21 protein-coding genes are annotated in these 26381 nt (G+C 63.8%); 13 read left to right on the forward strand and 8 right to left on the reverse strand.

Going from position 1 to position 26381, the window contains the following annotated elements:
• Positions 1–49: 49 nt before the first annotated feature.
• The 5 genes from Q0743_RS18170 to Q0743_RS18190 all read right to left on the reverse strand — a co-directional run bounded on the left by Q0743_RS18170 (position 50) and on the right by Q0743_RS18190 (position 7518).
• Positions 50–1027: a tripartite tricarboxylate transporter substrate binding protein gene (locus Q0743_RS18170; protein ID WP_298242882.1), complete on the reverse strand. Its 978-nt coding sequence runs from the start codon at positions 1025–1027 to the stop codon at positions 50–52.
• 205 nt (positions 1028–1232) lie between these two features.
• Complete coding sequence (locus Q0743_RS18175; RefSeq protein WP_298242883.1) at positions 1233–4100, reverse strand: PAS-domain containing protein; 2868 nt, start codon at positions 4098–4100, stop codon at positions 1233–1235.
• Between the two features lie 254 nt (positions 4101–4354).
• A complete protein-coding gene (locus Q0743_RS18180; protein WP_298242884.1) occupies positions 4355–5230 on the reverse strand; it encodes an acyl-CoA acyltransferase in 876 nt (291 codons plus the stop codon).
• 36 nt (positions 5231–5266) lie between these two features.
• Positions 5267–6247 (reverse strand): amino acid--[acyl-carrier-protein] ligase, encoded by a 981-nt coding sequence (locus Q0743_RS18185; RefSeq protein WP_298242885.1) that lies wholly within the window; start codon positions 6245–6247, stop codon positions 5267–5269.
• A gap of 53 nt (positions 6248–6300) precedes the next feature.
• Entirely contained in the window at positions 6301–7518 is a 1218-nt protein-coding gene (locus Q0743_RS18190) for an acyl-CoA dehydrogenase family protein (protein ID WP_298242886.1), read from the reverse strand.
• Between the two features lie 358 nt (positions 7519–7876).
• Between Q0743_RS18190 and Q0743_RS18195 the strand changes: the two genes are divergently transcribed.
• The 3 genes from Q0743_RS18195 to mtnA all read left to right on the forward strand — a co-directional run bounded on the left by Q0743_RS18195 (position 7877) and on the right by mtnA (position 10373).
• On the forward strand, positions 7877–8149 hold the full coding sequence (locus tag Q0743_RS18195) for a phosphopantetheine-binding protein (RefSeq protein WP_298242887.1): 273 nt from the start codon (positions 7877–7879) through the stop codon (positions 8147–8149).
• A gap of 192 nt (positions 8150–8341) precedes the next feature.
• Complete coding sequence (locus Q0743_RS18200; RefSeq protein WP_298242888.1) at positions 8342–9217, forward strand: S-methyl-5'-thioadenosine phosphorylase; 876 nt, start codon at positions 8342–8344, stop codon at positions 9215–9217.
• Between the two features lie 49 nt (positions 9218–9266).
• Positions 9267–10373, forward strand: a complete 1107-nt coding sequence (gene mtnA / locus Q0743_RS18205) for an S-methyl-5-thioribose-1-phosphate isomerase (protein WP_298242889.1) — start codon at positions 9267–9269, stop codon at positions 10371–10373.
• 95 nt (positions 10374–10468) lie between these two features.
• Here mtnA and Q0743_RS18210 read toward each other — a convergent pair whose 3' ends face one another.
• Positions 10469–11104, reverse strand: a complete 636-nt coding sequence (locus Q0743_RS18210; protein WP_298242890.1) for an HAD-IA family hydrolase — start codon at positions 11102–11104, stop codon at positions 10469–10471.
• Positions 11105–11205: 101 nt separating this feature from the next.
• Between Q0743_RS18210 and Q0743_RS18215 the strand changes: the two genes are divergently transcribed.
• The gene (locus tag Q0743_RS18215) at positions 11206–11949 is read left to right on the forward strand and encodes a trypsin-like serine protease (RefSeq protein ID WP_298242891.1); all 744 of its coding nucleotides are present in this window, start codon (positions 11206–11208) and stop codon (positions 11947–11949) included.
• A 119-nt stretch (positions 11950–12068) separates the two neighbouring features.
• Positions 12069–13571, forward strand: coding sequence for an NAD(P)/FAD-dependent oxidoreductase (locus Q0743_RS18220; protein WP_298242892.1), 1503 nt, complete (start codon positions 12069–12071; stop codon positions 13569–13571).
• Positions 13572–13825: 254 nt separating this feature from the next.
• Here Q0743_RS18220 and Q0743_RS18225 read toward each other — a convergent pair whose 3' ends face one another.
• Both Q0743_RS18225 and Q0743_RS18230 read right to left on the reverse strand, forming a co-directional pair.
• Positions 13826–14752 (reverse strand): response regulator, encoded by a 927-nt coding sequence (locus Q0743_RS18225; RefSeq protein WP_298242893.1) that lies wholly within the window; start codon positions 14750–14752, stop codon positions 13826–13828.
• Positions 14736–18107, reverse strand: a complete 3372-nt coding sequence (locus tag Q0743_RS18230; RefSeq protein ID WP_298242894.1) for an ATP-binding protein — start codon at positions 18105–18107, stop codon at positions 14736–14738. The genes Q0743_RS18225 and Q0743_RS18230 overlap by 17 nt, the downstream gene beginning before the upstream one ends.
• 171 nt (positions 18108–18278) lie before the next feature.
• Between Q0743_RS18230 and urtA the strand changes: the two genes are divergently transcribed.
• From urtA to Q0743_RS18270, 8 genes are all read left to right on the forward strand, one after another.
• The gene (gene urtA, locus Q0743_RS18235; RefSeq protein WP_298242895.1) at positions 18279–19538 is read left to right on the forward strand and encodes an urea ABC transporter substrate-binding protein; all 1260 of its coding nucleotides are present in this window, start codon (positions 18279–18281) and stop codon (positions 19536–19538) included.
• A 150-nt stretch (positions 19539–19688) separates the two neighbouring features.
• Positions 19689–20615 (forward strand): urea ABC transporter permease subunit UrtB, encoded by a 927-nt coding sequence (gene urtB, locus Q0743_RS18240; RefSeq protein WP_298242896.1) that lies wholly within the window; start codon positions 19689–19691, stop codon positions 20613–20615.
• A 17-nt stretch (positions 20616–20632) separates the two neighbouring features.
• Positions 20633–21775 carry an urea ABC transporter permease subunit UrtC gene (urtC, locus tag Q0743_RS18245; protein ID WP_298242897.1) on the forward strand — a complete coding sequence of 381 codons (1143 nt, stop codon included), beginning with the start codon at positions 20633–20635 and terminating at the stop codon, positions 21773–21775.
• A 10-nt stretch (positions 21776–21785) separates the two neighbouring features.
• Positions 21786–22541 carry an urea ABC transporter ATP-binding protein UrtD gene (gene urtD / locus Q0743_RS18250; protein ID WP_298242898.1) on the forward strand — a complete coding sequence of 252 codons (756 nt, stop codon included), beginning with the start codon at positions 21786–21788 and terminating at the stop codon, positions 22539–22541.
• Between the two features lie 10 nt (positions 22542–22551).
• Positions 22552–23241 (forward strand): urea ABC transporter ATP-binding subunit UrtE, encoded by a 690-nt coding sequence (gene urtE, locus Q0743_RS18255; RefSeq protein ID WP_097661593.1) that lies wholly within the window; start codon positions 22552–22554, stop codon positions 23239–23241.
• A 29-nt stretch (positions 23242–23270) separates the two neighbouring features.
• Positions 23271–24500 carry a formamidase gene (gene fmdA / locus Q0743_RS18260; protein WP_298242899.1) on the forward strand — a complete coding sequence of 410 codons (1230 nt, stop codon included), beginning with the start codon at positions 23271–23273 and terminating at the stop codon, positions 24498–24500.
• A 178-nt stretch (positions 24501–24678) separates the two neighbouring features.
• Positions 24679–25056 carry a zinc ribbon domain-containing protein gene (locus Q0743_RS18265; RefSeq protein WP_298242900.1) on the forward strand — a complete coding sequence of 126 codons (378 nt, stop codon included), beginning with the start codon at positions 24679–24681 and terminating at the stop codon, positions 25054–25056.
• Between the two features lie 57 nt (positions 25057–25113).
• The gene (locus Q0743_RS18270) at positions 25114–26154 is read left to right on the forward strand and encodes an aliphatic amidase (RefSeq protein ID WP_298242901.1); all 1041 of its coding nucleotides are present in this window, start codon (positions 25114–25116) and stop codon (positions 26152–26154) included.
• The last annotated feature ends 227 nt before the right edge of the window (positions 26155–26381 follow it).

Below are 26381 nucleotides of genomic sequence, written 5' to 3' on the forward strand. Positions count from 1 at the left end.
AAACGCGGCTCGCACCTCAGGATGACGCCATCGCGTGTGGCAGCAGACTTTACTTCTTCGCGAGCCCGAGGGTCTCGATCACCTTGCGCTCGGACTCGGTGACTTCCACGACGAACTTCTTGTAGTCCTCGGTGTTCTTGTAGTTCGGCACCATGTCGTATTTGGCGAGCGTGGCCACGACGGCCGGATCCTCGACCGCCTTCTTGAAGGCGTCGTGCAATTTGGCGACGATCTTTGGATCGAGTCCCTTCGGGCCGGCAATGCCGAACGGGGAGTCATAGACCATGGGGTAGCCGAGCTCCTTCAGCGTCGGCACGTCGGGATAGTTCGGCGAGCGTGCGCCGGTCCACACCATCAGCAGCCGGAGCTTGCCGGCGTCGACCAGCGGTCGCCATCCCGTGGAGTCCGCCTGGAGCATCGTGTGCTGCCCCAGCACCGCGGCGTTGGTCTCTGCGCCGCCCTTGAAGGGGACTTGCGTCAGCTTGATGCCGGACATCCCGGCGATCTGCTCCATGCCGATATGCAGCGAGGTGCCGGCGCCCGGCGTGGCATAGGTCACCTTGCCCGGGTTCGCCTTCGCGAACTCCACCACGTCCTTCCAGCTCTTGAACTGCGATTCTGCGCTGGTGGTCACACCGAAAGTGTAGCCGGTGAGATGGACGATATAGGTGAAATCCTTCGCCGGATCCCACGACACGTCCTGCATCAAGGGCAGGCGGAACACGGTGATCGGAATCTGCGAGATGGTGTAGCCGTCCGGCTTCGCGGCGGCCGCCATGGTCGCCGGTCCCACCGTGCCGCCGCCGCCGGCCTTGTTGTCGATCACGATCGGCTGTCCCAGCACCTTCGAAGCGCTGTCGGCAATGGCGCGCATCGAGATGTCGGTCGATCCGCCGGCTGGCCAGGGCACGATCAGCGTGATCGGCTTGCTGGGATAATCCTGCGCACCGGCAGCCGTCGAGAGCAGCGCGCCCATGACAACATTCATCGCGGCAAGTGCGATCGTCTTCAGCCCGTATCGCGGCATCGGAATTCCTCCCTCGCGGCGGCCTTCCTGCGGCCGCCGTCCTTCGTTCTTGTGAGAGGATTGTTCCCGAAATCGAAGGAGAAGAAAAGCGCATTGCGCGGACCGCGGGCCGCGGCGTGTGCAGCAATCCCGGCAGAACCGGAACATGCGACAATTGGTCGTTTGCTCGTGTGCCGAGAGGCGGAATTTGAGGGTGTCGAAGCCGCTAAGCCACGCGCCGGACCGTGTTCAGCGTCTCGATGGTGCGGCCGACCTCCGATGCCGGGCAGGGCTTGCCGAAATAATAGCCCTGCACGGCCGTGCAGCCGCATTCGCGCACGAAGTCGAGCTGCTCCTCGGTCTCCACGCCCTCGGCCGTCGTTTCGACGCCGAGCACGGAGCCGAGGCTTGCGATGGTGCGGACGATGGCAACGCTTTCAGGGCTTTCGCCAAGCGTGCCGACGAAGGAACGGTCGATCTTGATGCGGTCGAACGGAAACTTGCGCAAGTAACTCAGCGAGGAATAGCCGACGCCGAAATCGTCGAGGCTGACACGGACGCCCAGGGAGCGGAGCTGGTGCAGGATCTCGATCGTCGCCTCGCTGTCGTCGAGCAGGGCGGTCTCGGTGACCTCGAGCTCGAGCCGCTGCGGCGGCAGACCCGCTTCGGCCAGCGCGCTTGTGACCATCGCCACCAGCCCGCGCGAGCGGAATTGCACCGGCGACAGGTTCACCGCGACCGCGACACCGGGCCAGGCGGCAGCCGTCGCACAGGCGCTGCGCAACACCCATTCGCCGATCGGAACGATCAGTCCGTTCTCTTCCGCGATTGGAATGAACTCGGCCGGCGAGATGAAGCCGCGCGACGGATGCTTCCACCGCAGCAGCGCCTCGAAGCCGGTGAGCTCCGACGAATCGAGCCGCACCTGCGGCTGGAACACCAGGTGGAATTCGCGCGCTTCCAGCGCGCCGCGCAGATCCTGCTCCAGTGCGTGCCGGCTGCGCGCCTCTTCCTCCATTTCGGGCTCGAACAGCTGGTAGGCCCCGCGCCCCTTGGCCTTGGCCTGATACAGCGCGAGGTCGGCGCATTTCATCAGCTCGTCGGCATCGAGCCCGTGATCGGGCGCGATCGCGATGCCGACGGAGGCGCCGACGTGAATCGACTGGTTTTCCAGCGGCGGCGGACGGCCGATGACCTCGACCAGGCGCCGGGCGAGCTTCTCCGCCGATTGCGGCTGCGGTCCGCGCTGCAGGACGGCGAACTCGTCGCCGCCGAGACGTGCGACGGTGTCGTGTTCGCCGACATTCTCCTTCAGGCGCGCTGCGACCCAGCGCAGCAGGCGGTCGCCTGCGGCGTGGCCGAGCCGGTCGTTGACGGTCTTGAAATTATCGAGGTCGAAGCACAGCACCGCCATCGCACCGCCGGCGATCGCGACCTGGTTCAGCCCCTCGCTCATCTTCTCGCGGAACAGCGTGCGGTTGGGCAGGTCGGTCAGGGAGTCGTGCCGCGCCATGTGCGCGACGCGGGCCTGGGCCTTGTGGCGCTCGGTGACATCCTCGTAGGTGACGACCCAGCCGCCTTGCTCCATGCGCTTGTGGTTGAGCTTGATGATGCGGCCGTCGTTCAAATGCCGGTGCAAGGTGTGCTCGCCCTCGCGCAGCCGTTCGACATAGTCGGCATAGAGCTTGGCGCCTGTCGTGTTGGGGTGGATGCCGAGCTCGCAGCTGTGCTCCATGATCTCGCGCATCGAGACACCGGGCTTCACGACGTCAGGCGACAGGCCGTACATCTCGATATAGCGGCGATTGCAGACGATCACGTGCAGGCTCGCATCGAGCATGCACAGGCCCTGGCTCATGTTGTTCAGCGCTGCGTCGAAGCGGCGGTACTGTTCGCTCAGCTCTCCGATCGCATGTTCCCGCTCGGTGATATCCTCATAGGTGGCGACGAAGCCGCCCTCGGCCAATGCGCAATAGCGCACCGAGATCACGGTGTCGTTCGACATCCTCCGCCGCATCGGCGAGCAATCGCGGTTCGCGATCCGCGCGCTGGCGGCTTCGAGGATTTGCTGCGGGCTGTACTCCGATGCGAACGCGCCGTTCTCCATCGAGCGCTCGATCAATTCGGAAAGATGCGTGCCGGGCCTGGTCTCCTCCGGCGACAGCAGGTAGATCTTGCGATAGGTGGTGTTGCAGACACGAAGGCGCATGTCGCTGTCGTAGAAGGCGAGCCCGTGCGCCATGTTCTCGAGCGCTGCATCGAGGATGAAGTTCTGCTGCCTCAGCGTTTCCTCGTATTGCAGCCGCTCCGTGACGTCCTCGTGCACGGTCACCCAGCCGCCGTCGGGCAGGAAACGGGAGACGGTCTGCACCATGCGTCCGTCGTAACGCATCACCAGCAGCGCTTTCGCCCGTCTGGCGCGCACGTCCTCCAGCCTGGAGTTATGGAATTCGTCGGTCGGCATGCCCGGCAAATTGCCGCGCGCCACCCAATGGTCGAGCACCGTACGGTGTGAAGCCCCCGGCTTCACGATCTGGGGATCGAGGTTGTAGAGTTTCAGGAAACGCTCGTTGCAGACGACGACGTGGCTGTCGGCATCGTACATGATGAGGCCGTGCGACATGTTCGAGAGCGCGTGTTGGCTGCGCTCGGTCTGCACGCGCAATTCCGCTTCGAGCCGGGCGAGGCGGGTGACATCGTCGCAGATCGTCATCCAGCCGCCGCCGGGAAGCGGCTTCAGCTCGAGCGACATGACGAGGCCGGTCGCCAGCCGCTGCTCGGTCCGGAATGGCTTTCCCCCAGCGATCTGCGCGATCCGCGTCGAATAGAGCGCGTCGAGCTCGCTTTCCGGAAAGTTGCCGCGTCCGGCGCTGTGCGCGAGCACGTCGCGGTAGCTCGTGCCCACCCGCACGATGTCGGCCGACATGTCGAACAGGGACAGGTACCGATGGTTAACCAGAACGATCCGGTTGTCGGCGTCGTAGACGCAGACGCCTTGTTCCATGTGGTCGAGCGCAAGCTGGCTCAACGCGACCAGGGCTTCCGGGCCCTGCTCGCGGCGTGCACCAAGCTCGTTGTCGCGGGTCGAAATCATGGGATCGGCGGGATCTCGGCGAGCAATAGACTTAACGCAACCTAATTCAGCCACCGAGGGTAGCGAAGAGGCGGGAAAATTCCCTTAAGCGCAGTAGTTTACGGAGGGTGACCGGCGATGGAGAGCGCGTCCTGATTGCTGAGGTGCCTGCAAGAGTTGGCCATCAGCGCGCGTCAAATGAGGTGTCGTCCCTGCCTAGTGCGCAATTGCGCACTAGGCAGGGACGACGGTTTGGTCTTGGCCCGACCGCCGTCCTACGGCCCGTACAGCACGAGCTCAGTATCGGTGAGGTCGCCGAGCTGCGGCCGGTGCGGGCCCTTGAAATATTTGCGGCCGCGCCGCTCGGTGTAGAAACCGACAAGGCCGGGAATCGGCCCATTGGTATCGATGGCCACCGCGAGCTTGCCGAGCCGAAGCAGCAGCCGGCCGATACGGCCGGCGCAGGCGGCATATTCCGCCGCGTTCCGGCAATAGATCAGCTTCATCGCCGGGGGGGCAAGGAAGCCGCGGCGGATCCGCACCGGTTGCAGAATGAAGGGAAATGTTCCCTTCGGCGTGCGGCAGACGAGGCTGAGGCAATTGTACCGCGCATGCCGCGTCAGCAACTCGGTCTCGGAGTCGGAAAGCCCCTCGATCGTCTTGGCGTGAGGCGAGATGACCTCGATCTCGCTCCAGCGCGGAACGCGCGCCAGTGCGGGGACCGAGAAGAATATGCCGCGACAATAGGCGCGAAAGCCCTGGGTCTCGATGATCGGCCAGGTCCACGGCGCCGGGCTGATGTTGAAATAGGTCACGTCCTTGTGCCGCTGGGCGATCTTGGTCAGCAGCGGAGCGTAGTTGCGGAAGGCCGGATCGACATACCAGCTCGACAAATTGCACTGGACGGCGGTCTCCTCGCCATTCTTGCGGGCCGTGTAGATCAGCAGCAGCACGCCGACCGGCGTGCCTTCGTTGTCGAGCATGTAGCCGAAGCGCGGATAGCCTTCCGGAACGGACCGGAACGCCTGTCGGCGCAGACCCTGGATCCAATAGTTGCGCGAGCGGCCCACGAAGCCGCGCGTCAGCAAGTCCGCGACCGCCTCTGCGTCGGACTCGGTGATCTCGCGGCATCTGACCTTGGTATGGATCACGCTCGTCTTACCCGTGGAAATGACAGGCCCCTTTGGTTAGCGCCAGCCTTCGACATGCGCATCGGCCGCAACCAGCGGCTGCAGGCCCAGGACGTCCCGCACCTTGGCGGGCCAGGCGGAGAGGTCGGTGCCGTGGGTGTGGAACATGGCGACTGCGAGCCGGTCCATGCCGAAGGCGACGCAGCCGGTGTGCGCCGGCTCGCCATGGGCGTCCTGAATGCCCCAGGTCGTGCCGAAATGCTCGCGGTGATAGTTGAAGCTCATGCAGGCCGTCGGCTGCTCTTCCGAGCGCAGCGGGATGAGGAGCTCGAACTTGAGTTGCTGCTGCTTCTGGCTCACCGCCTTCATCTGGCCGACGCGGCCGAAGAACGGGTCGCTGGCATAGTCGACGCGGAAGGTGAGGCCGAGATCGGTCGCGATCTTCTGCGCGCGCACCATCCAGCGCTCGCGGAAATCGGCGACGTCGTCGGGGGTGCCGATGCAGACATATTCGCGCATCCGGAACGATTGCAGCCGGTCGAGATGCTTCGACGGCTCGCGGCGGAAGCAGTCGGCGGCGACGTCGAAGCGCAGGCCGCCCTTCGGCAATTGGCCACGGCTCGCCGCGATCGGATAGACCGGATAACAGGCGGCCGGAGACAGCACGAGGTCGGCCGGCGACAACGAACTGGTCCAGTCGCCGCCGGCATCGAAGCGGCTCACGGCGGCGTTGATCTCGCGCTCGGTCCCGTGCAGGCCGCAGACGCAGCCGAGCAGGTTCGGGAAGCTCTTGAGGTAGCCGGATTTCTCCAGCTGGGCCCGGCTCATCACCGGCGGGAAGCGCATCACTTCGGTGCCGGCCTCGCGATGGCCGGTGATCAGCGCGGCCAGCTTGTCGACGACGCCTTCATAGAGCGCGGTGCGGGCATAGACGCCGTCGGCGCCCATGCGATGGAACAGCTTGTCGGCGAGATGATCGAGCGGATCGATCATCTGCGGCGCGGTCGCGGGCGAGTCGGGAAGGACGGCAATGGTCATGGCGATGTCCTGCTATTCTCAAAATTGTTCTTGTTGGTTCAGTCGCAAGGCGCTTAGTCGTGAAGGCTTGACGGCACGCCGCTCATCAGGGTCGATGTCGCAGCGTTGGCCAGAATACGGTCGTTGTTGATCATGATCGGGGACGACAGCACGTCGCGCAGGTGCCGGCCCATGGTGAACTCGCCGTCGTTGCGGTAGCCGGAGAGGCCTGCGGTGCGCATCGCATGCATCACGGTCTCGACCGCGAGCTCGGAGGCCTGGACCTTCAGAAGCGTGATCGAGGACTGGAAGTCGAGCGAGCTCAGCGCGCGTTCGTCATGCTCTGCGCGGGAGAAGGCGTCGATGTTGGCCGAAATCAGCGCGCGAAGCTTGGCCAACGACATCTTGGCCGCAGTGAAATGTGCCGCAGCGGGCGGCATCTGACCGCCGGACGTGCGGGCCGCCTTGCGGATGAAGGCCTGCGCGCGGGTCACGGCCGCGGCCGCGATGCCGGCCCAGGCCGAGGACCAGCACAGATGCGCGAACGGCGTCATGGTCTGGGCGTGGATCTTGTCGTAGGCCTCCGGGAAGACGCGGTCGGCGGGGCAATCGACCTTCAGCTCGAAGCCGGTCGAGCAGGTGCCGCGCATGCCGAGCGTTTCCCAGCCCTGGGTCTGCTTCAGTGAATAGTCGTCCTTGGCGAGCGCCAGCAGCACCTGGTCGGAAGCCGCGGCGTTGGTGGCACGGCGCGCGATGGTGACGAGACCGTCGGCTTCGGCGCCGTAGGAGATCACGGTGGCGTCGCGCACCAGCGAAACGGTGTCGCCGGCGTGGTCGACGGCGGCGGCGCTGGCGCGGATGTTGCCGCCGTTCTGGCCTTCGGTGGTGGAGGAGGCGAGCAGCCACTGGTCGCGGGCGACCCGGCGCATCATGGTTTCCATCCACGGAATGCCGTGGCCGTGCCTGACGATGCAGGCAACCTTGGTCTGGTGCATTGCGTAGATCATCGCGGTCGAGGCGCAGGCGCGTCCGAGCGTGTAGCAGATGTCGGTGACGTCGTGGATCGAGGCGCCGAAGCCGCCGAACTCGACCGGGATCATGACGCCGAGCAGCTTCTGCTCGCGGGCGATCTCGAAAGCCTTGTGCGGGAAACGGGCGTCGCGATCGACGCCGTCGGCGTCGGCGGCCGCAGCAGCGGCGGTCCGGGCGGCACGTTCGATCAGGGAAGGACCCTGCTCGAGGAAGCTCGTTTGCGTTTCGTCGACAGTGAGGACTGCTTCACGCACGTTCATACTCGTCCGCCTCCGGTTTGCCGTTCGAGATCGCCGGCATCATTTGCGATGCCGCATAAGCGATCTTCCGGCCATCTTTGCTTGTGAGACGAGGCTACGGATTTAATTCAAATTCGTCGATGAAATAGAGGGTAAACAAAGCCCAATTCCGAACGAACAGTTAAGGTCCGGTTGTTTGCATCTGCCGATTTTCCGGCATCGCGTTAGGAATCTGGAAGAGGGACGAATTCCAGACAATCTGAGTCATCGTTTACTAACAAACGCGAAGTATTGATGTCGCCCATTGCGGGACCGCCAGGCTGCGCCCATCGTAACGGCAAGCCGGTGCGACCTTTGACAGACAGACGGGAATTTGCCGATGCAGGCCTTTGATACCGAATTGCGTAATCGCATCATCAAGCTGGTGAAGGGCATCCTCGAACAGAATTCGCTCAGCGCGGCTATCACGCCGTCCGCCAAGCTGGTCGATGCCGGTCTGACCTCCATGGACATGGTCAATCTGATGCTCGGCGTCGAAGCCGAGTTCGACTTCACCATTCCGCAGTCCGAGATCACGCCGGAGAATTTCCAGTCGGTCGAGACGCTGGAGCGGATGGTCGCGACCCAGCTGCGGCTGGCGAACGCGGCTTAAGCGGCCATCGCTCTCCTTCGGGTCGTCCCTGCCTAGTGCGCAATTGCGCACTAGGCAGGGACGACACCGAAAATGTGGCAACCGCTGCCGCCCCTCACAGCCCCGGCACCACCACCCCACCCCCGTTCCAAAACCGCCCCAAAACTGGCATAGCTTAACCATGTCGCACGTGGCGAACAGGGTGGAGCAGGCATGACGCAGGCGGTATTGGGCATCATCGGCGGCTCGGGCATCTATGACCTGCCAGGTCTCGAGGGTGCGCGCGAAGAGGCGATCGGCAGCCCCTGGGGCGAGCCGTCGGCTCCGTTGAGGCGCGGCAGCATCGCCGGCCTGCCGATCGTGTTCCTGCCGCGGCACGACAAGGGCCATCGTCTGTCGCCCTCCGACATCAACTATCGCGCCAATATCGACGTGCTCAAGCGCGCCGGTGTCACCGACCTGATCTCGCTGTCGGCCTGCGGCTCCTTCAAGGAGGAACTCCCGCCCGGAACTTTCGTGCTCGTCGACCAGTTCGTCGACCGCACCCACAAGCGTGAGAGCTCGTTCTTCGGGCGGGGCTGCGTTGCGCATGTCTCGATGGCGCATCCGGTCTCGCCGCGACTGCGCATTCATCTCGCCGCCGCCGCTGAAGCCGAAGGCATCGCGATTGCACGCGGCGGCACTTACGTCTGCATGGAAGGCCCGCAATTTTCCACCTATGCGGAGAGCATGACCTACAAGACGGCGGGTTACTCCGTGATCGGCATGACCAACATGCCCGAAGCGAAGCTCGCGCGCGAGGCGGAAATCTGTTACGCGACGGTCGCGATGGTGACGGATTTCGATTGCTGGCATCCCGATCACGACGCCGTCACCGTGCAGGACATCATCCGCGTGTTGACGTCCAATGCGGACAGAGCGAAGGCGCTGGTGGCACGGCTGGCAAAGGATTTTCCGCGCGAGCACGAGCCGTGCCCGATCGGCTCGGACCGCGCGCTCGACACCGCGTTGATCACGGCGCCCGAAGCGCGCGATCCCGAGCTTCTGAAGAAGCTCGACGCGGTGGCCGGGCGCATCCTGCGCGGTTGAGGCGCAAGGCGAAATACGAAAAGGACGAAGAACGAAAAGGCATGACGCCATGAAGGTCGACGGCAAGCATTTCCGCAGCATCTGGCGCGAACGCGACGGCTGGTCGGTCGGAGCGATCGACCAGCGCCGGCTGCCGCACGAATTCGTCGTCGCGAAGCTGACCTCTTGCGACGACGCGGCCGTTGCAATCCGCGACATGCTGGTCCGCGGCGCGCCGCTGATCGGCGCCACCGCGGCCTATGGCATGGCGCTCGCGATGCGCGAAGACGCCTCCGACGCCGGCCTGAAACGCGCCTACGATACGCTCATTGTGGCGCGGCCGACGGCGATCAATCTGAAATGGGCGCTGGACGAGATGCGCCTGGCGCTCGCGCCGATCGATCCGCTGGAGCGGGCCGAGGCGGCCTACGCGCGCGCCGACGAGATCGTCGAGCAGGACGTCGAGATCAACCGCGGCATCGCGGACAATGGCTTGAAGCTGATCGAGGCGATCGCGGCGAAAAAGCCGGGCGAAACGATCAACGTGCTGACGCATTGCAATGCCGGCTGGCTCGCCACCGTCGACTGGGGCACCGCGACGGCGCCGATCTATCTCGCGCATGAGCGCGGCATCAAGATCCATGTCTGGGTCGACGAGACCCGTCCGCGCAACCAGGGCGCCTCGCTCACCGCCTGGGAGCTTGGTCACCACGGCGTCCCGCACACCGTGATTCCCGACAACACCGGCGGCCACCTGATGCAGCACGGCATGGTCGACCTCGCCATCGTCGGCACCGACCGCGTCGCCGCCAATGGCGATGTCTGCAACAAGATCGGCACGTACCTGAAGGCGCTCGCCGCGCATGACAATGGCGTGCCGTTCTACGTCGCGCTGCCGTCGCCGACGATCGATTTCGCCGTCGATGACGGCATCCGCGACATTCCAATCGAGCAGCGCAGCGGCGTTGAGGTCACCGACATGACCGGTCGCACCGCTGACGGACGGCTGGAGACGGTGCGCATCGTGCCCGAGGGCTCGCCGGTGGCGAATTACGCCTTCGATGTGACACCGGCGCGGCTGGTCACAGGGCTGATCACGGAGCGCGGCGTGCTGAGGCCGGATCGTGCCTCGCTCGCGGCGGCGTTTCCCGAGCGCATCGCCGCCGCGGCGGAATAGGTCTCGTAGGGTGGGCAAAGGCGCGGAAGCGCCGTGCCCACCATCTGCTGGAGGTGGGCACGCTTTCGCTTTGCCCACCCTACGGCAATTGCGAGCTACCCCAGCTTCAGCCCCGTCGCCGCCTCGAGTTCAGCAATCGCCTGCGCGCCGCTCGCCACCTTGATCGTGGTCATGCCCATCTCGCGCGCGGGTTTCAGATTGACGCCGAGATCGTCGAGATAAACGCACTTGGCGGGATCGACCTTCAGCGTCTCCACCATCATCTTGTAAATGCGCGGGTCGGGCTTGCGCAGGCCGATCTTGGCGGATTCGATCACATGATCGAACAGCACCATGACCTCGGCGATGTACAGCGAGCGCCCTGTCAGGCTGCCGATCGCGTTGAACGGGAGGTTGTTGGTGATGCAGCCGGTCTTGAATTGCGCCTTGATGCGCTTCAGGGCTTCGACCATCTCGGGGCGCAGATCGCCCTGCAGCAGCGGCAGCACCTCGCGGCCGCGCACCTCGGCGCCGAGGGCCAGCGACTCCGCGGCAAACAGCCGATCGAACGTCTCGATGTCGACCTCGGCGCGCTCGAACTTGGCCCAGGCGTTTTCGAGATGGTTGGCGGCGTTGGTGCGCCGGATGATGTCAGCGGGCAGGCCGCGTTCGGTCTCGAACCGCGTGAACGCCTCGAACGGCGAACTCGTCAGCACGCCGCCAAAATCAAAGATCACCGCCTCGATCGTCAAGATCCCACCCTCGTCAATTGCTTTCCAAGAGGGCTAGCATGCGCTATCGGCAAGGACCAGTCCGAAGCAATCTGCCGGCGCCAATCACGAAGCGTGTTCCCATGAAGAAGCTTGCCATTCTCATTGCAGCCGCGATGCTCGCGACGCCCGCTCATGCCATCGTCGGTGGCGGCACGCCGCAGACCGACGGCGTCGCGCGCGCGGTCGTCACCATCGTCGGCTCGCGCGGCAATTCCTGCACCGGCACTCTGATCGCGCCGAAGATCGTCTTGACCGGCGCTCACTGCGTGCAGCCGGGCGCGGACTACAAGATCGTCGATCAAAGCGGTGGCGCACCGCAATTGCTGAACGTGCGCACCATCGCGATCCACCCGGGCTACAAGGCGCAGGTCCATCGCGCCGGCGCAGACGTGGCGCTGCTGCAACTGGAAATTCCACTTAAGGGAAAATCGGCGGTGCCGGTCGGCGCACCGAATATTCCAATCCGGGTCGGCAGCCGTTTTGTCATCGCCGGTACCGGTGTCACCGTGCGCGGTGATGGCAGGAGCGGCGGGACCACGCGCGTCGCGGGCCTCGTCGTCACGGGCCAGCCCGGCACGCTTCAGATCCGCCTCGTCGATCCCGTAACCAACGGTGTTCGCGACGGAATTGGCGCTTGTACCGGCGATTCCGGCGGTCCCGTGTTCGAGGACAAACCGAACGGCGCCGTGCTTGTGGGCGTCATCAGCTGGGCGACAGGACCGAACGCCGGCGATGGCTGCGGCGGCCTGACCGGCGTCACGCCGCTCACGCTCTATCGCGACTGGATCTTGCAGACCGCGCGGAGCTGGGGTGCGGCGCTGTGATTTGACCGCGACTTGATCTATGTCATTTTGAAGCTGAAGCGCGGCGGGTGATCATGCCGCGGAGGAAACGCGTCGTCCGTCAAGGGCGGCCACAAGACAACCAAGGCATAGAAGCAACAATGAATGTCGCTGTTCGCGGTCACGCCGCCACCAAGCAAGCTTCCGAACATTTCGACGTGCTGATCGTCGGCGCCGGCATCTCCGGCATCGGCAGCGCCTATCACATCGAGAAGCAGCTGCCGGGCACGAGCTACGTCATCCTGGAAACGCAGGAAACCTTCGGCGGCACCTGGAGCACGCATCGCTATCCCGGCATCCGCTCCGACAGCGATCTCCACACTTTCGGCTACAGCTTCAAGCCCTGGGTCGGCCCGCCCATCGCGACCGCCGAGGAAATCCTCTCCTATATGAAAGAGGTGATCGACGACAACGATATCGCCCGGCACATTCGCTACGGGCACAAGATCAATTCCGCGAGCTGGTCGAGCGAGCAGAATCTCTGGACCATCGAGGCGACGACGACCGACACGGGCGAGGCAAAGACCTTCACCGCGAACTTCCTCTGGATGTGCCAGGGCTATTACCGCCATTCGGAAGGCTACACGCCCGAATGGAAGGGCATGGATCGCTTCGAGGGCCGCATCGTTCATCCCCAGACCTGGCCCGACGATATCGACCTCACCAACAAGAAGGTCGTCGTGATCGGCTCGGGCGCCACCGCGGCGACGCTGGTGCCGAACATCGCGGACAAATGCGCGCATGTCACCATGCTGCAGCGCTCGCCGACCTATTTCCGGCTCGGCCGCAACGCCATCGAGATCGCGGAGGAGCTGCGCCGGCTCCAGGTCGACGAGGCCTGGATCCACGAGATTGTCCGGCGGAAAATTCTGTTCGAGCAGGATGCCTTCACGAAGCTCTGCGTCTCCAAGCCGGAGCAGGTCAAGAAGGAGCTGATCGGCCAGATCAGCGCGGTGCTCGGCCCCGATTACGACGTCGAAAAGCATTTCACGCCGACCTACCGGCCATGGCGGCAGCGCATCGCCTTCGTGCCGGATGCGGACCTGTTCAAGGGCATCGCCAGCGGCAAGGCGTCCGTCGTCACCGACGAGATCGAATGTTTCGTCGAGAACGGCATCCAGCTCAAATCAGGGAAGGTGCTGGAGGCCGACATCATCGTCACCGCGACCGGCTTCAACCTCGCCGCGCTCGGCGATATCGCCTTCGAGATCGACGGCAAGCCACTGGCGTTCGGCGACACCGTCACCTATCGCGGCATGATGTTCACGGGCGTCCCGAACCTGGTCTGGGTGTTCGGCTATTTCCGCGCCAGCTGGACGCTTCGCGTCGATCTGGTCGCGGACTTCGTCTGCCGGCTGCTCGGCCATATGAAGGCCAAGGGCAAGAAGAAGGTCGAGGTCAGGCTTCGCCCCGAAGACCACAACATGCCGATCCTGCCCTGGATCGATCCGGAGAACTTCAACCCGGGCTACATGATGCGCAACATGAACCTGCTGCCCAAGCGCGGCGACAAGCCGGAATGGCAGCACAGCCAGGATTACTGGACCGAGAAGGACGAGATCCCGAAGACGGATCTGGATGACAAGGCGTTCGTCTACGGGTGAAGGAATGCGTGGCTGAAGGCTCCTGTGAGGGGCGGTAACGCTCACCTCACACACAACTGTCGTCCCGGGGCGCGAAGCGAACCCGGGACCCATAACCACAGGGAGTGGTTATGGAGCGAGCTGTTCACTCCGAGTCTTCGCCAAACTGCTCCCTGTGGCTATGGGTCCCGGATCTGCGCGCGCTTAAGGGCGCGCTTGTCCGGGACGACATCGGAATTTGAGTCAGGGGCGTCTCAACACACCCACACCGCAGCTCACGAATTTCGTCGCGTCGCATTCGTCGCAATCGCTGCCGCCGCGGTCCGGTTCTCCACGCCGAGCTTGGCGTAGATCTGCTCCAGATGCTTGTCGACCGTGCGCGGGCTCAGTCCCAAAATCTGTGCGATATCGCGGTTGGTCTTGCCCTTGCTGAGCCAGGCCAGCACCTCGCCTTCCCGGGTGGTGAGGCCGAGCTCGCTGGTGAACTCGGCCGGCAGCGTGGTGCCGGATTCCCTGGAGAGCCGCAGCAGAAACTCGTTCGGCGCGGTTTCGCCCATGTAGAAGAGCCGGAGCTGCGGATTGTCCGGCAAAGAGATCGCCTGAGACTTCGAGCTGCCCTTGACCTTGGCCTGCTCCAGCCATTGCAGCAGTGCCGGCGACAGGACGAAGTCGTCGGCCTGCGCGCCCTGGTGGTCGGACAGCAGCTTCTGCGCCTGCGGCGTCGCCCATAGCAGATGGCCCTGGCGGTTGACCGCGAACAGGAAACGGCCGGAGACGTCGAGCGCGGCGCGTGCACTCTGCGTCAGGCGGGCGTTGCCGAGATGGACGCGGATGCGTGCCAGCATCTCCTCGATCACGATCGGCTTCGTCACGTAGTCGACGCCGCCGGCCTCCAGCCCGCGCACGATGTGCTCGGTTTCGGCGAGACCCGTCATGAAGATCACGGGGACATTGGCAAGATCCGCATCGCGCTTGAGCCGGCGGCAGGTCTCGAAGCCGTCGATACCGGGCATCACGGCATCAAGCAGAACGATGTCGGGGGTGATCTGGTCGACGATGCGCATCGCGGCGGCGCCGTCGAGTGCCACCATGACCGTCATGCCGGCGCCGTCAAGCGCGTCGGTGAGGAGCCGCAACGTCTCCGGGGAATCGTCCACAACGAGCGCGATGTCGCGCTTCTTCGGTTCAATGTTCATGCGCATGCAACGTCTTCAATGTGGCCATGTACTGGTCGAGATCGAAGCGATCGACGAGGGATCGCATCTGCGCGACGAAGTCGGCATGCTCCGGATGCTCACTGCCGATCTCGTCCAGCTTCAATTGGATGCCCTTGACGTAGCCGATCTGGCCGAGCCCGATCAGAGCCTCGATGTGCCGCGCTGGCGGCCTCGATCCGCTTTCGGGGCGCCAGAACGACACCGCGATCTCGTCCGGGCCGTATTGCCATTCGATCCTGAGAAGCTGGCGGATCGTCTCCAGCAGCCGCGGGATGTCGATCGGCTTCATCAGATAGCCGTCGTGGAAGGTCTGTGCCAGCGGCGCTCCGTGAGCCTCCAACGCGCTTGCCGACACCATCAGGATGCGCGCCTGGTGGTGGCCGCTGGCGCGCAAGGCCTCCGCCACGGTCCAGCCGTCCATGGTGGGCATTGAGATGTCGAGCAGGAACAAATCGGGCCGGCAATGCTGCGCCAGCGCGAGGCAGCCGGGACCATCGGGCGCGCTGAGCAGGATAAAGCCGAGCGGGGTCAGAACCTCGCGCAGGAGGTCGCGATGCACGGGATCGTCGTCGGTGATGAGGATGGTCTTGCGCGCGCCGTGATAGCCGGAGATCGGGGCCTCCACCGGCGCGATGCGCTGGGGATTGGTGACCTCCGACAGCAGCATCTTCACCTTGAAGGTGCTGCCGTTGCCGACCGTACTCAACACCTTGATGTCGCCGCCCATCACGCCGGCGAGCAGTCGGCTGATGGTGAGCCCAAGGCCCGTGCCGGTCTGTGGCTGCGAGACACCAAGTGCGCCGCGCTCGAACGGTGCAAAAATGCGTTCGAGATCGTCGCCCTGGATGCCGGGGCCGGTGTCGATCACTTCGAACTCGGCAACGGGGCTGCGATAGTGCACGACGAACTGAACGCTGCCGGTCTGGGTGAACTTGATCGCGTTGGAGAGCAGGTTGATCAGCACCTGGCGCAGCCGCTTCTCGTCGGCATAGACCACGAGCGGCAGGTGTGGTGGCCGCCGGAATACGAAGTCGATGCCCTTGGCGGCGGCCTGCAGCCGGAACATGCCGACCAGCTGGTCGAGGAATTCGCTGAGCCGCACCTCGTCGCGCGACAGATACAGCCGTCCCGCCTCGATCTTGGAGATGTCCAGAATGCCGTCGATCAGGCCGGAGAGATGGTCGGCGCTGCGGCGGACCACGCGGACCTGGTCGCGCGGCTTCGTGCTCAGCGTCGCATCCTGCTCCAGCAACTGGGCATAGCCGCTGATCGCATTCAGCGGCGAGCGCAGCTCGTGGCTGAGGCCGACGACATAGCGGCTCTTGGCGAGGTTGGCGGATTCGGCGACCTCCTTGGCGCGCTGGAGCTCGGCGTCGGTGCGCTTGTGGGCGTCGATCTCCTGGATCAGCAGCGCGGTCTGCCGCCGCGTCTCGGCCTCGGCCGCGCGGCGGCTCTGCTGCGCCAGCACGAACAGCCAGGCCACCACGCCGATGATGATGCTGAGCGAGAAGAACACCTTCCACAGCACCTCGGACACGAGTGCGTTCTCGCCATGCACGCTCGCCGATGTCTGCAGATAGATCAGGCCGAGCACCAGTGCGACGAGGCCGGCGGAGACTGCGAAGACGCCGACATAGTGGCCGAGCTGCGAGTTGATCCGCGCGTAGATCGGTTGCGGCATCAGCTTGCCCATCGTCTCCGATACCTGCACCTGGATCCGCGCGTGCGGCTTGCAGAGATCGTGGCAGCGGGCATCGAGGGAGCAGCACAGGGAGCAGATCGGCCCGGCATAGGCGGGGCAGGAGGCCATGTCCTCCGGCTCGAACGCGTGCTCGCAGATGCAGCACTGGATCGCCTCGAGGTCCTGCCAGCTCCGCTTCGGCTTGCGTGCGATGTAGTATTTGCCGTCCGTGGCCCAGGCAATCAGCGGTGCTGCAAGGAAGGCAACCGCAAGCGCTATGAAGGCCGACAGTGCCTTCGCGGTGGGGCCGAACAGGCCGTAAAAGGCGCTGATGGAGACGATGGTCGCGATCGTCATCGCGCCGACGCCGACCGGATTGATGTCGTAGAGATGGGCGCGCTTGAATTCGATCTGCTGCGGCCGCAGGCCCAGCGGCTTGTTGACGACGAGATCGGCGACCAGCGCGCCGACCCAGGCGATTGCGACGTTGGAATAGAGCGCCAGCGTCTGCTCCAGCGCCTTGTAGACGCCGATCTCCATCAGCAGCAGCGCCACGATGACGTTGAACACCAGCCAGACCACGCGGCCGGGATGGCTGTGGGTCAGGCGCGAAAAGAAGTTCGACCACGCGATCGAGCCGGCATAGGCGTTGGTGACGTTGATCTTCACCTGCGACAGGATCACGAAGGTGCCGGTCAAGGCCAATGCGAGATCAGGTTGGGACAGCACGTAGCGGAACGCTTCGAGATACATGTGCGCCGGCTCGGCTGCCTCCTCGGGCGGCACGCCGTGGCTGAGCGCGAAGAAGGCGAGGAACGAGCCTGCCAGCAACTTCAGCGCGCCGAGCACGATCCAGCCCGGTCCTGCACTCATCAGCGCCAGCCACCAGGAGGCTCTGGACGCACGGCGGTCGCGCGGCAGAAAGCGCAGGAAGTCGACCTGCTCGCCGATTTGCGCTACGAGCGAGAACACGACCGAAGCCGCGACCCCGAACAGCAACAGATCGAACTGTCCGTTGAGATCGCCGTGCTCGCCGGCAAACTTGCGCCATTCCGCGAAGGAGTGCGGATTGTGCCAGGCGATCGCCGCGAACGGAATGATGTGAAGCACGATCCACAGCGGCTGTGTCCACAATTGGAACCGGCTGATCAGTGTGATGCCGTAGGCCACTAAGGGGATGATGACCACGGCGCTGATGAGATAGCCGATCGGCCGCGGGATCCCGAAGCACATCTCGAGTGCCGACGCGAGGATCACCGCTTCGATCGCGAAGAAGATGAAGGTGAAGGACGCGTAGATCAGCGAAGTCACGGTCGAGCCGATATAGCCGAAGCCGGCGCCGCGGGTCAGCAGATCGATGTCGATGCCGCATTTGGCGGCATAATAGGCGATCGGCACGCCGCAGCAGAAGATGACGAGGGAGACCACGAGGATCGCGGCGGTCGCATTGGTGACGCCGTAGTTCAAGGTGATGGTGCCGCCGATCGCCTCCATCGCCAGGAACGAGATCGCGCCCAGCGCGGTGTTGGCGACCCGCGCGGCGGACCAGCGGCGCGCGCTCTTGGCGGTGAAGCGGAGCGCGTAGTCCTCCAGCGTCTGGTTGGCGACCCACTGGTTGTACTGGCGCCTGACGCGGTCTATTCGCTGCCGCCCTGCCACGCTTTACCCCACTCCCGATACGGACGCCGAGCCCTCGCAAATTCCGTACCAAAAGCCTACGTCGGCATTTTGCGGTGCAGTATACGCGATCTTGCGTATGCTTCCGCTGCCCAAATCCGAGCCATCCTCACCGCACCAATCGCGTGTTCTCGAACAAAAAGTGGGGTGCTCATGTCGGACGAAGCAAACAAGGGCCTGTTGTCGCCGCTTCGGCGCAAACTATTGATGGGAATGGCCGCCGTGCCGGCCATCACCATGCTACCGCGAGGGGCATTTGCCCAGGCCCCGGCGACCTCGGCGGTCAACACCACCGGTCTTGCCGTCACCGACACCGAAGTGACGGTCGGCATCCTGCATTCGGCGACCGGCACCATGGCGATTTCCGAAACCGGTTCGATCCAGGCCGAAAAGCTCGCCATCGAGCAGATCAACGCCGCCGGCGGCGTGCTCGGCCGCAAGATCAAGTTCATCCAGGAGGACGGCGCCAGCGATTGGCCGACCTTCGCGGAAAAGGCCAAGAAGCTCCTGGTCAACGACAAGGTCGCGGCCATCATGGGCTGCTGGACCTCGGCCTCGCGCAAGGCGGTGCTGCCGGTCGTCGAGCAATATAACGGCATGCTCTACTACCCGACCTTCTACGAAGGCCTCGAGCAGTCCAAGAACGTCATCTACACCGGCCAGGAAGCGACCCAGCAGATTCTCGCCGGCCTGAACTGGATCGCCAAGGAGAAGGGCGCGAAATCGTTCTTCTTCATCGGCTCCGACTACATCTGGCCGCGCACCTCGAACAAGATCGCGCGCAAGCACGTCGAGAACGTGCTGAAGGGCAAGGTCGTCGGCGAGGAATACTATCCGCTCGGCAACACCCAGTTCAATTCGGTCATCAACAAGATCAAGCTGACCAAGCCCGACGTCATCTTCACCGACGTCGTCGGCGGCTCGAACGTCGCGTTCTACAAGCAGCTCAAGGCGGCCGGCATCGACCTCTCCAAGCAGGCGCTGCTGACGATCTCGGTGACCGAAGACGAAATCGACGGCATCGGCGGCGAGAACATCGCGGGCGCCTATGCCTGCATGAAGTACTTCCAGTCGCTCGACAATGCCAACAACAAGGCCTTCGTCTCGGCGTTCAAGAAGATGTGGGGCGAGAAGACCGTCATCGGAGACGTCACCCAGGCTGCCTATCTCGGCCCGTGGCTGTGGAAGTTGACGGTCGAGAAGGCCGGCTCTTTCGACGTCGACAAGATCGCTGCGGCCTCGCCGGGCGTCGAGTTCAAGGGCGCGCCGGAAGGCTACGTGCGCATCCACGAGAACCACCATCTGTGGTCGAAGACCCGCGTCGGCCGCGCCAAGCTCGATGGCCAGTTCGAACTGATCTACGAGACCGCCGATCTCGTCGAGCCGGATCCGTTCCCCAAGGGCTACCAGTAAAGAGCGCTACCAGTAAGAGAGGCCGCGTCAGTCGCGGTTTCCCCAACAGCACAGCCTCTCCCTGGCGTGGATTGCAAGTCCACGCCGCAAGACCCCGCGTCGCGACTCTGCATCGCGACGCGGGACCCTTATCCCCGACGGAGGACATCGATGTTCGGCGACTACTCGCTTGGTGATCTCGGCTCCATCTTCGTCATGCAGGGCTTTGCCGGACTGATCCTGTTCTCGGTCTATGTCCTGATGGCGCTCGGTCTTGCCATCATCTTCGGCCAGATGGGCGTCATCAACATGGCCCATGGCGAGTTCATGATCCTCGGGGCCTACGTCACCTGGATGACCTCCAACTTCTTCCAGGCCTATTTGCCGAGCCTGTTCGCCGGCTACTTCTTCCTCGCGATGATCCTGGCCTTTCTCGCATCCGGCGCATTGGGCATGCTGGTGGAATGGGCGCTGATACGGCACCTCTACAAGCGCCCGCTCGATACGCTGCTCGCGACCTGGGGCCTCAGCCTGATGCTGCAGCAGGCCTATCGGTCGGTGTTCGGCGCGCGGGAGGTCGGCGTCGAGCTGCCGCAATGGATGCTCGGCTCGCTGCACGTCACCGACAGCATCGAGGTGCCGATCAACGGTGTCTTCGTGATGTGCCTCACCGTGCTGATCACCATCGGTGTTGCTTACGTCCTCTACATGTCGCGCTGGGGCCGCCAGGTGCGCGCGGTGGTGCAGAACCGCATCATGGCCGGCGCGGTCGGCATCAACACCGAGAAGGTCGACCGCCTCACCTTCGGCCTCGGCTGCGGCATCGCCGGCGTCGCCGGCAGCGCCTTCACCATGATCGGCTCGACCGGGCCGACCTCGGGCCAGCTCTACATCGTCGATACCTTCCTGGTCGTCGTGTTCGGCGGCGCCGCCAGCCTGCTCGGCACCATCGCCTCCGCCTTCTCGATCTCGCAGACGCAATCGACGCTCGAATTCTTCATGTCGGGCTCGATGGCCAAGGTGCTCACGCTGCTCGCGGTGGTCGGCATCCTGATGCTGCGGCCGCAGGGTCTCTTCGCCCTCAAGGTTCGCAAATAACGGGAAGCAGGCAAGTCATGATCATCAACTCACGCTTCTTCAATCGATCCGAACTCATGGGCTTCATTGCTCTGGCCGCCGTGCTGTTCGTGATCCTGCCGCTGACGCTCGACGTATTCCGCCTCAACCTGGTCGCGAAATACCTGACCTACGCCTTTGTCGCGCTCGGCCTCGTGCTGTGCTGGGGCTATGGCGGCATCCTGAGCCTGGGGCAGGGCGTGTTCTTCGGTCTCGGCGGCTATTGCATGGCGATGTTCCTCAAGCTCGAGGCGTCGAGCGTCGAGAACACCAAGATCCAGTCGACCCCCGGCATCCCCGATTTCATGGACTGGAATCAGATCACGTCGCTGCCGCTGTTCTGGCAACCGTTTCACAGCCTCACCTTCACCATTCTCGCCATCATCCTGGTCCCCGGCCTGTTCGCCCTGATCATCGGCACGGCGATGTTCAAGCGCCGTGTCGGCGGTACCTATTTTGCGATCATCACCCAGGCCGTCGCTGCCATCCTCACCATCCTGATCGTCGGTCAACAGGGCTATACCGGCGGCATCAACGGCATGACCGATCTGCGCACGCTGAAGGGCTGGGATATCCGGCCCGACCACGCCAAGATCATCCTGTACTTCGTCGAGGTGGTACTGCTGTTCGCCTGCATCGGCATCGCGCAGTTCATCCGCCTGACCAAGCTCGGCCGCATCCTGGTGGCGATGCGCGAGCAGGAGGACCGGGTTCGCTTCTCCGGCTACAGCGTCGCAAACTTCAAGATCTTTGCCTTCTGCATGGCGGCGGTGTTCGCTGCGATCGGCGGCGCCATGTTCGCGCTCAATGTCGGTTTCATGTCGCCGTCCTTCGTCGGCATCGTGCCGTCGATCGAGATGGTGATCTACACCGCGGTCGGCGGGCGCATGTCGATCTTCGGCGCGATCTGGGGCGCCATTCTCGTGAACTTCGCCAAGACCAGCCTGTCGGAATCCTTCCCGCAACTCTGGCTGTTCGGCCTCGGTGCCTTGTTCATCGCAGTCGTCCTTGCCTTCCCGAACGGTCTGTCTGGTCTGTGGGCCGATTACGTCCAGCCGCGCATCGACCGGCTGTTCGCCTCGCGCAAGTCGAAGTCCGATTGGAACGGAAATTCGGTCGCCGACGGCGCACCGGCAGAGTGAGGAGATCAGCATGCTTGTCGGTCATCAGCCCAAGGACTTCCTGCTCGCTGTCTCCGGACTCACCGTCTCGTTCGACGGCTTCAAGGCGGTCAACGACCTCTCCTTCTACGTCGAGGAGAACGAGATTCGCGTCATCATCGGACCCAACGGCGCCGGCAAGACCACGGTGCTCGACCTGATCTGCGGCAAGACCAGAGCGACCTCGGGTTCGATTCAGTTTCGTGGCAAGGAGCTCACGAAGATGCGGGAGAACGAGATTGTGCAGACCGGCGTCGGGCGCAAGTTCCAGACGCCATCGGTGTTCGAGGACCTCACCGTGTTCGAGAATCTCGAGATCTCGTTTCCGCGCGGCCGCACCGTGTTCGGCTCGCTGACCTTCCAGCGCGACCAGCTGGTGAAGGATCGGGTCGAGGAGGTCGCCGAGATGATCTTCCTCAAGGACAAGCTCAACACCTATGCCGACGAGCTCAGCCATGGCCAGAAGCAGTGGCTCGAGATCGGCATGCTGCTGATCCAGGACCCGGACTTGCTGATGCTCGACGAACCCGTCGCCGGCATGAGCGTGTCGGAGCGGGCCAAGACCGCCGAGCTGCTCAACCGCATCATCAAGAACCGCTCGGTGCTGGTGATCGAGCACGACATGAAGTTCGTCGAGGACATCGCGCACAAGGTCACCGTGCTGCACCAGGGCCAGATCCTCTCCGAGGGCACCATGGAAAAGGTGAAGAACGATCCCAAGGTCGTCGAAGTCTATCTCGGCCACTAAGGAGCGCATCATGCTGGCAATTTCGGATCTCCACGTCGCCTACGGCCAGAGCGAGGTGCTGCACGGGCTCAACGTCAAGGTCGCGCCCAACGAGATCGTCGCGATCATGGGCCGCAACGGCATGGGCAAGACCACGCTGATGAAGTCGCTGATGGGCATCCTGCCCGCGAAGAGCGGCTCGGTGACCATGGACGGCGCCGAGCTCGGCGGCCTCAAGAGCTATGAGCGCGTCGCCAAGGGCCTCGCTTACGTGCCGCAGGGGCGCATGATCTTCTCCACCATGACGGTGAAGGAGAACATCGAGACGGGCCTTGTCGTTGCGGGCGAATCTGAGGTGCCGGGCGACATCTACGAGCTCTTTCCCGTGCTGCTGGAAATGAAGGGCCGCCGCGGCGGCAATCTCTCAGGCGGCCAGCAGCAGCAGCTCGCCATTGCCCGCGCGCTCGCAACCAAGCCGAAGGTGCTGCTGCTGGATGAGCCGACCGAGGGCATCCAGCCCTCGATCATCAAGGATATGGCGCGCACGCTGAAGCGTATCCGCGACGAGAAGGGGCTCTCGATCGTCGTGTCCGAGCAGGTCTTGAGCTTCGCGCTCGAGATCGCCGACCGCGTGCTGGTGATCGAGAACGGCGAGATCGTGCGCGACGATCCGCGCGACGCCGTCGATGCCGCGCAGGTCTCGAAATATCTGTCCGTCTAACCAACCGCAAGTCAAAGGGGAGCATCTCGATGCCAGAGACACTGATCAAGGTCGATCTCACCAAATCGGCCTATGAAAATGACATGGTGCACAATCGCTGGCACCCCGACATTCCGATCGTGGCCTGGGTCAATCCCGGCGACGATTTCATCATCGAGACCTATGACTGGACCGGCGGTTTCATCAAGAACAACGATTCCGCCGACGACGTGCGCGACATCGACCTGTCGATCGTGCACTTCCTGTCCGGCCCGATCGGCGTCAAGGGTGCCGAACCCGGCGATCTTCTCGTCGTTGACCTGCTCGACGTCGGCCCGATGAAGGAGAGCCTGTGGGGCTTCAACGGCTTCTTCTCCAAGCAGAACGGCGGCGGCTTCCTGACCGATCATTTCCCGCTGGCGCAGAAGTCGATCTGGGACATCAAGGGCCTCTACACCTCGTCGCGCCACGTGCCCGGCGTCAACTTCGCCGGTCTCATCCATCCCGGCCTGATCGGCTGTCTGCCAGATCCCAAGATGCTGGAGACCTGGAACAAGCGCGAGGCCGAGCTGATCTCGACCAACCCGACCCGCGTGCCCGGCCTTGCCAATCCGCCGTTCGCGGCGACCGCGCATGGCGGCCGCGCCAAGGGTGACGTCAAGGCCAAGATCGGCGCGGAGGGCGCGCGCACCGTGCCGCCGCGCGAGCATGGCGGCAATTGCGACATCAAGGATCTCTCGCGGGGATCGAAGATCTACTTCCCGGTCTATGTGCCCGGTGCGGGCCTGTCGATGGGCGATCTCCACTTCAGCCAGGGCGACGGCGAGATCACCTTCTGCGGCGCCATCGAGATGGCCGGCTGGCTGCATCTCAAGGTCGAGGTGATCAAGGACGGCATGTCGAAATACGGCATCAAGAACCCGATCTTCAAGCCGTCGCCGATCACGCCGAACTACAAGGACTATCTGATCTTCGAAGGCATCTCGGTCGACGAGGCCGGCAAGCAGCATTATCTCGACGTCCACATCGCCTATCGCCAGGCTTGCCTCAATGCCATCGAGTATCTGAAGAAGTTCGGCTATTCGGGCGCGCAGGCCTATTCGATCCTCGGCACCGCGCCGTGCCAGGGCCACATCTCCGGCGTGGTCGACGTGCCCAACGCCTGCGCAACGCTGTGGCTGCCGACGGAGATCTTCGACTTCGACGTGATGCCGTCGGCGGCGGGACCCGTCAAGCACATCACCGGCGATATCCAGATGCCGATCTCGCCGGACAAATGATCGGTGCGTCCTATCCCCGTCATCCTGAGGTGCTCGCCTTGCAAGGCAAGGCGAGCCTCGAAGGACGACGGCCCGGCTGCATCGCGGCCGTACATCCTTCGAGGCTCTAGATGAGGCGCAACGCGCCTCACCTAGAGCGCCTCAGGATGACGGATTAAAGAACACGAAGGACCACAAGATGCCGGTCTACGAATATCTCTGTGACGATTGCGGTCCGTTCAAGGATCTGCGCCCAATGGCGGAATGCGACGATCCGCAGAGCTGCCCGCACTGCGAGACCATGGCGCCGCGGGTGATTCTGACCGCGCCGAATTTCTTCTGCATGCCCTCGGACAAGCGCAAGGCGCACGCCGTCAACGAGCGCAGTTCGCACGCGCCGCAGACGCTGGCGCAATACAAGGCCTCGCATGGTCCCGGCTGCGGCTGTTGTTCGTCGGGCAAGACGGTGAAGGACAAGGGCTCGTCGGACAAGAAGAAGCCGGCGCGGCTGGTGACCAAGACGAAGAGCGGCGCCAAGGGTTTCCCGACGGCGCGGCCCTGGATGATCAGTCACTGACGCGATCCGCGACACGTCAGGCAACACATCAAGTAACAAGTAACAGGAGCGCCCAATATGCTTCATGGCGACATTTCCAGCAGCAACGACACGGTCGGCGTCGCGGTCGTCAATTACAAGATGCCCCGCCTGCACACCAAGGCCGAGGTGCTCGACAACGCCCGCAAGATCGCCGACATGATCGTCGGCATGAAGGTCGGCTTGCCCGGCATGGATCTGGTGATCTTCCCGGAATATTCCACGCAAGGCATCATGTACGACTCCAAGGAGATGTACGAGACGGCCTCGGTCGTCCCCGGCGAAGAGACCGCGATCTTCGCGGAAGCCTGCCGCAAGGCGAAAGTGTGGGGCGTGTTCTCGCTGACCGGCGAGCGCCACGAGGAGCATCCGCACAAGGCGCCCTACAACACCCTGATCCTGATGAACGACAAAGGCGAAATCGTTCAGAAGTATCGCAAGATCATGCCGTGGGTGCCGATCGAGGGCTGGTACCCCGGCAATTGCACCTACGTCTCCGAGGGTCCGAAAGGTCTCAAGGTCAGCCTGATCATCTGTGATGACGGCAACTATCCCGAGATCTGGCGCGACTGCGCCATGAAGGGCGCCGAACTGATCGTGCGCTGCCAGGGCTACATGTATCCGGCCAAGGAGCAGCAGGTCATGATCTCCAAGGCGATGGCGTGGGCCAACAACGTCTACGTCGCGGTCGCCAACGCCGCCGGATTCGACGGCGTCTATTCGTATTTCGGTCACTCCGCGATCATCGGCTTCGATGGCCGCACGCTCGGCGAATGTGGCGAGGAGGACTACGGCATCCAATATGCGCAGCTGTCGAAGCATCTGATCCGCGATGCGCGCCGCAACGGCCAGTCGCAGAACCATCTCTACAAGCTGGTCCATCGCGGCTACACCGGCATGATCAATTCCGGCGACGGCCCGCGCGGTGTCGCAGCCTGCCCATATGATTTCTACAAGAACTGGATCAAAGATCCCGAAGGCACGCGCGACATGGTGGAGGCGATGACCCGCGCAACGCCGGGCACCGACGAGTGCCCGATCGACGGCATCCCCAACGGGTCGTCGCCGAGCAATTACTGAGCTCTTGCCGACGCGACGGGACCGATGATTGGCCAGCGATGTGAATGGCCGTCCATACGGGCGGACAAGGTGACGCATCCGCCTATGCGCGGGATGGGATAGCGCCCGGCAGAATCGTGGCGCGGCTGCAACATGGGCTGTTGAATCGGCCCGAGTTGCGGTCGCGTTGGCGGATTCTCATACCTCCGTAGTTCTACTGCTCCCCCTCATCGCCTAAGTTCCCCGCG

It is taken from the genome of uncultured Bradyrhizobium sp. (assembly GCF_936943645.1).
GTDB lineage: Bacteria > Pseudomonadota > Alphaproteobacteria > Rhizobiales > Xanthobacteraceae > Bradyrhizobium.

Bases quoted from the DNA above. Each gene is read 5' to 3' on its own strand.
- Q0743_RS18170 (WP_298242882.1), bottom strand. From the start codon at position 1,027: ATGCCGCGATACGGGCTGAAGACGATCGCACTTGCCGCGATGAATGTT.
- Q0743_RS18175 (WP_298242883.1), bottom strand. From the start codon at position 4,100: ATGATTTCGACCCGCGACAACGAGCTTGGTGCACGCCGCGAGCAGGGC.
- Q0743_RS18185 (WP_298242885.1), bottom strand. From the start codon at position 6,247: ATGACCATTGCCGTCCTTCCCGACTCGCCCGCGACCGCGCCGCAGATG.
- Q0743_RS18190 (WP_298242886.1), bottom strand. From the start codon at position 7,518: ATGAACGTGCGTGAAGCAGTCCTCACTGTCGACGAAACGCAAACGAGC.
- Q0743_RS18195 (WP_298242887.1), top strand. From the start codon at position 7,877: ATGCAGGCCTTTGATACCGAATTGCGTAATCGCATCATCAAGCTGGTG.
- Q0743_RS18200 (WP_298242888.1), top strand. From the start codon at position 8,342: ATGACGCAGGCGGTATTGGGCATCATCGGCGGCTCGGGCATCTATGAC.
- mtnA (WP_298242889.1), top strand. From the start codon at position 9,267: ATGAAGGTCGACGGCAAGCATTTCCGCAGCATCTGGCGCGAACGCGAC.
- Q0743_RS18215 (WP_298242891.1), top strand. From the start codon at position 11,206: ATGAAGAAGCTTGCCATTCTCATTGCAGCCGCGATGCTCGCGACGCCC.
- Q0743_RS18220 (WP_298242892.1), top strand. From the start codon at position 12,069: ATGAATGTCGCTGTTCGCGGTCACGCCGCCACCAAGCAAGCTTCCGAA.
- Q0743_RS18225 (WP_298242893.1), bottom strand. From the start codon at position 14,752: ATGCGCATGAACATTGAACCGAAGAAGCGCGACATCGCGCTCGTTGTG.
- urtA (WP_298242895.1), top strand. From the start codon at position 18,279: ATGTCGGACGAAGCAAACAAGGGCCTGTTGTCGCCGCTTCGGCGCAAA.
- urtB (WP_298242896.1), top strand. From the start codon at position 19,689: ATGTTCGGCGACTACTCGCTTGGTGATCTCGGCTCCATCTTCGTCATG.
- urtC (WP_298242897.1), top strand. From the start codon at position 20,633: ATGATCATCAACTCACGCTTCTTCAATCGATCCGAACTCATGGGCTTC.
- urtD (WP_298242898.1), top strand. From the start codon at position 21,786: ATGCTTGTCGGTCATCAGCCCAAGGACTTCCTGCTCGCTGTCTCCGGA.
- urtE (WP_097661593.1), top strand. From the start codon at position 22,552: ATGCTGGCAATTTCGGATCTCCACGTCGCCTACGGCCAGAGCGAGGTG.
- fmdA (WP_298242899.1), top strand. From the start codon at position 23,271: ATGCCAGAGACACTGATCAAGGTCGATCTCACCAAATCGGCCTATGAA.
- Q0743_RS18265 (WP_298242900.1), top strand. From the start codon at position 24,679: ATGCCGGTCTACGAATATCTCTGTGACGATTGCGGTCCGTTCAAGGAT.
- Q0743_RS18270 (WP_298242901.1), top strand. From the start codon at position 25,114: ATGCTTCATGGCGACATTTCCAGCAGCAACGACACGGTCGGCGTCGCG.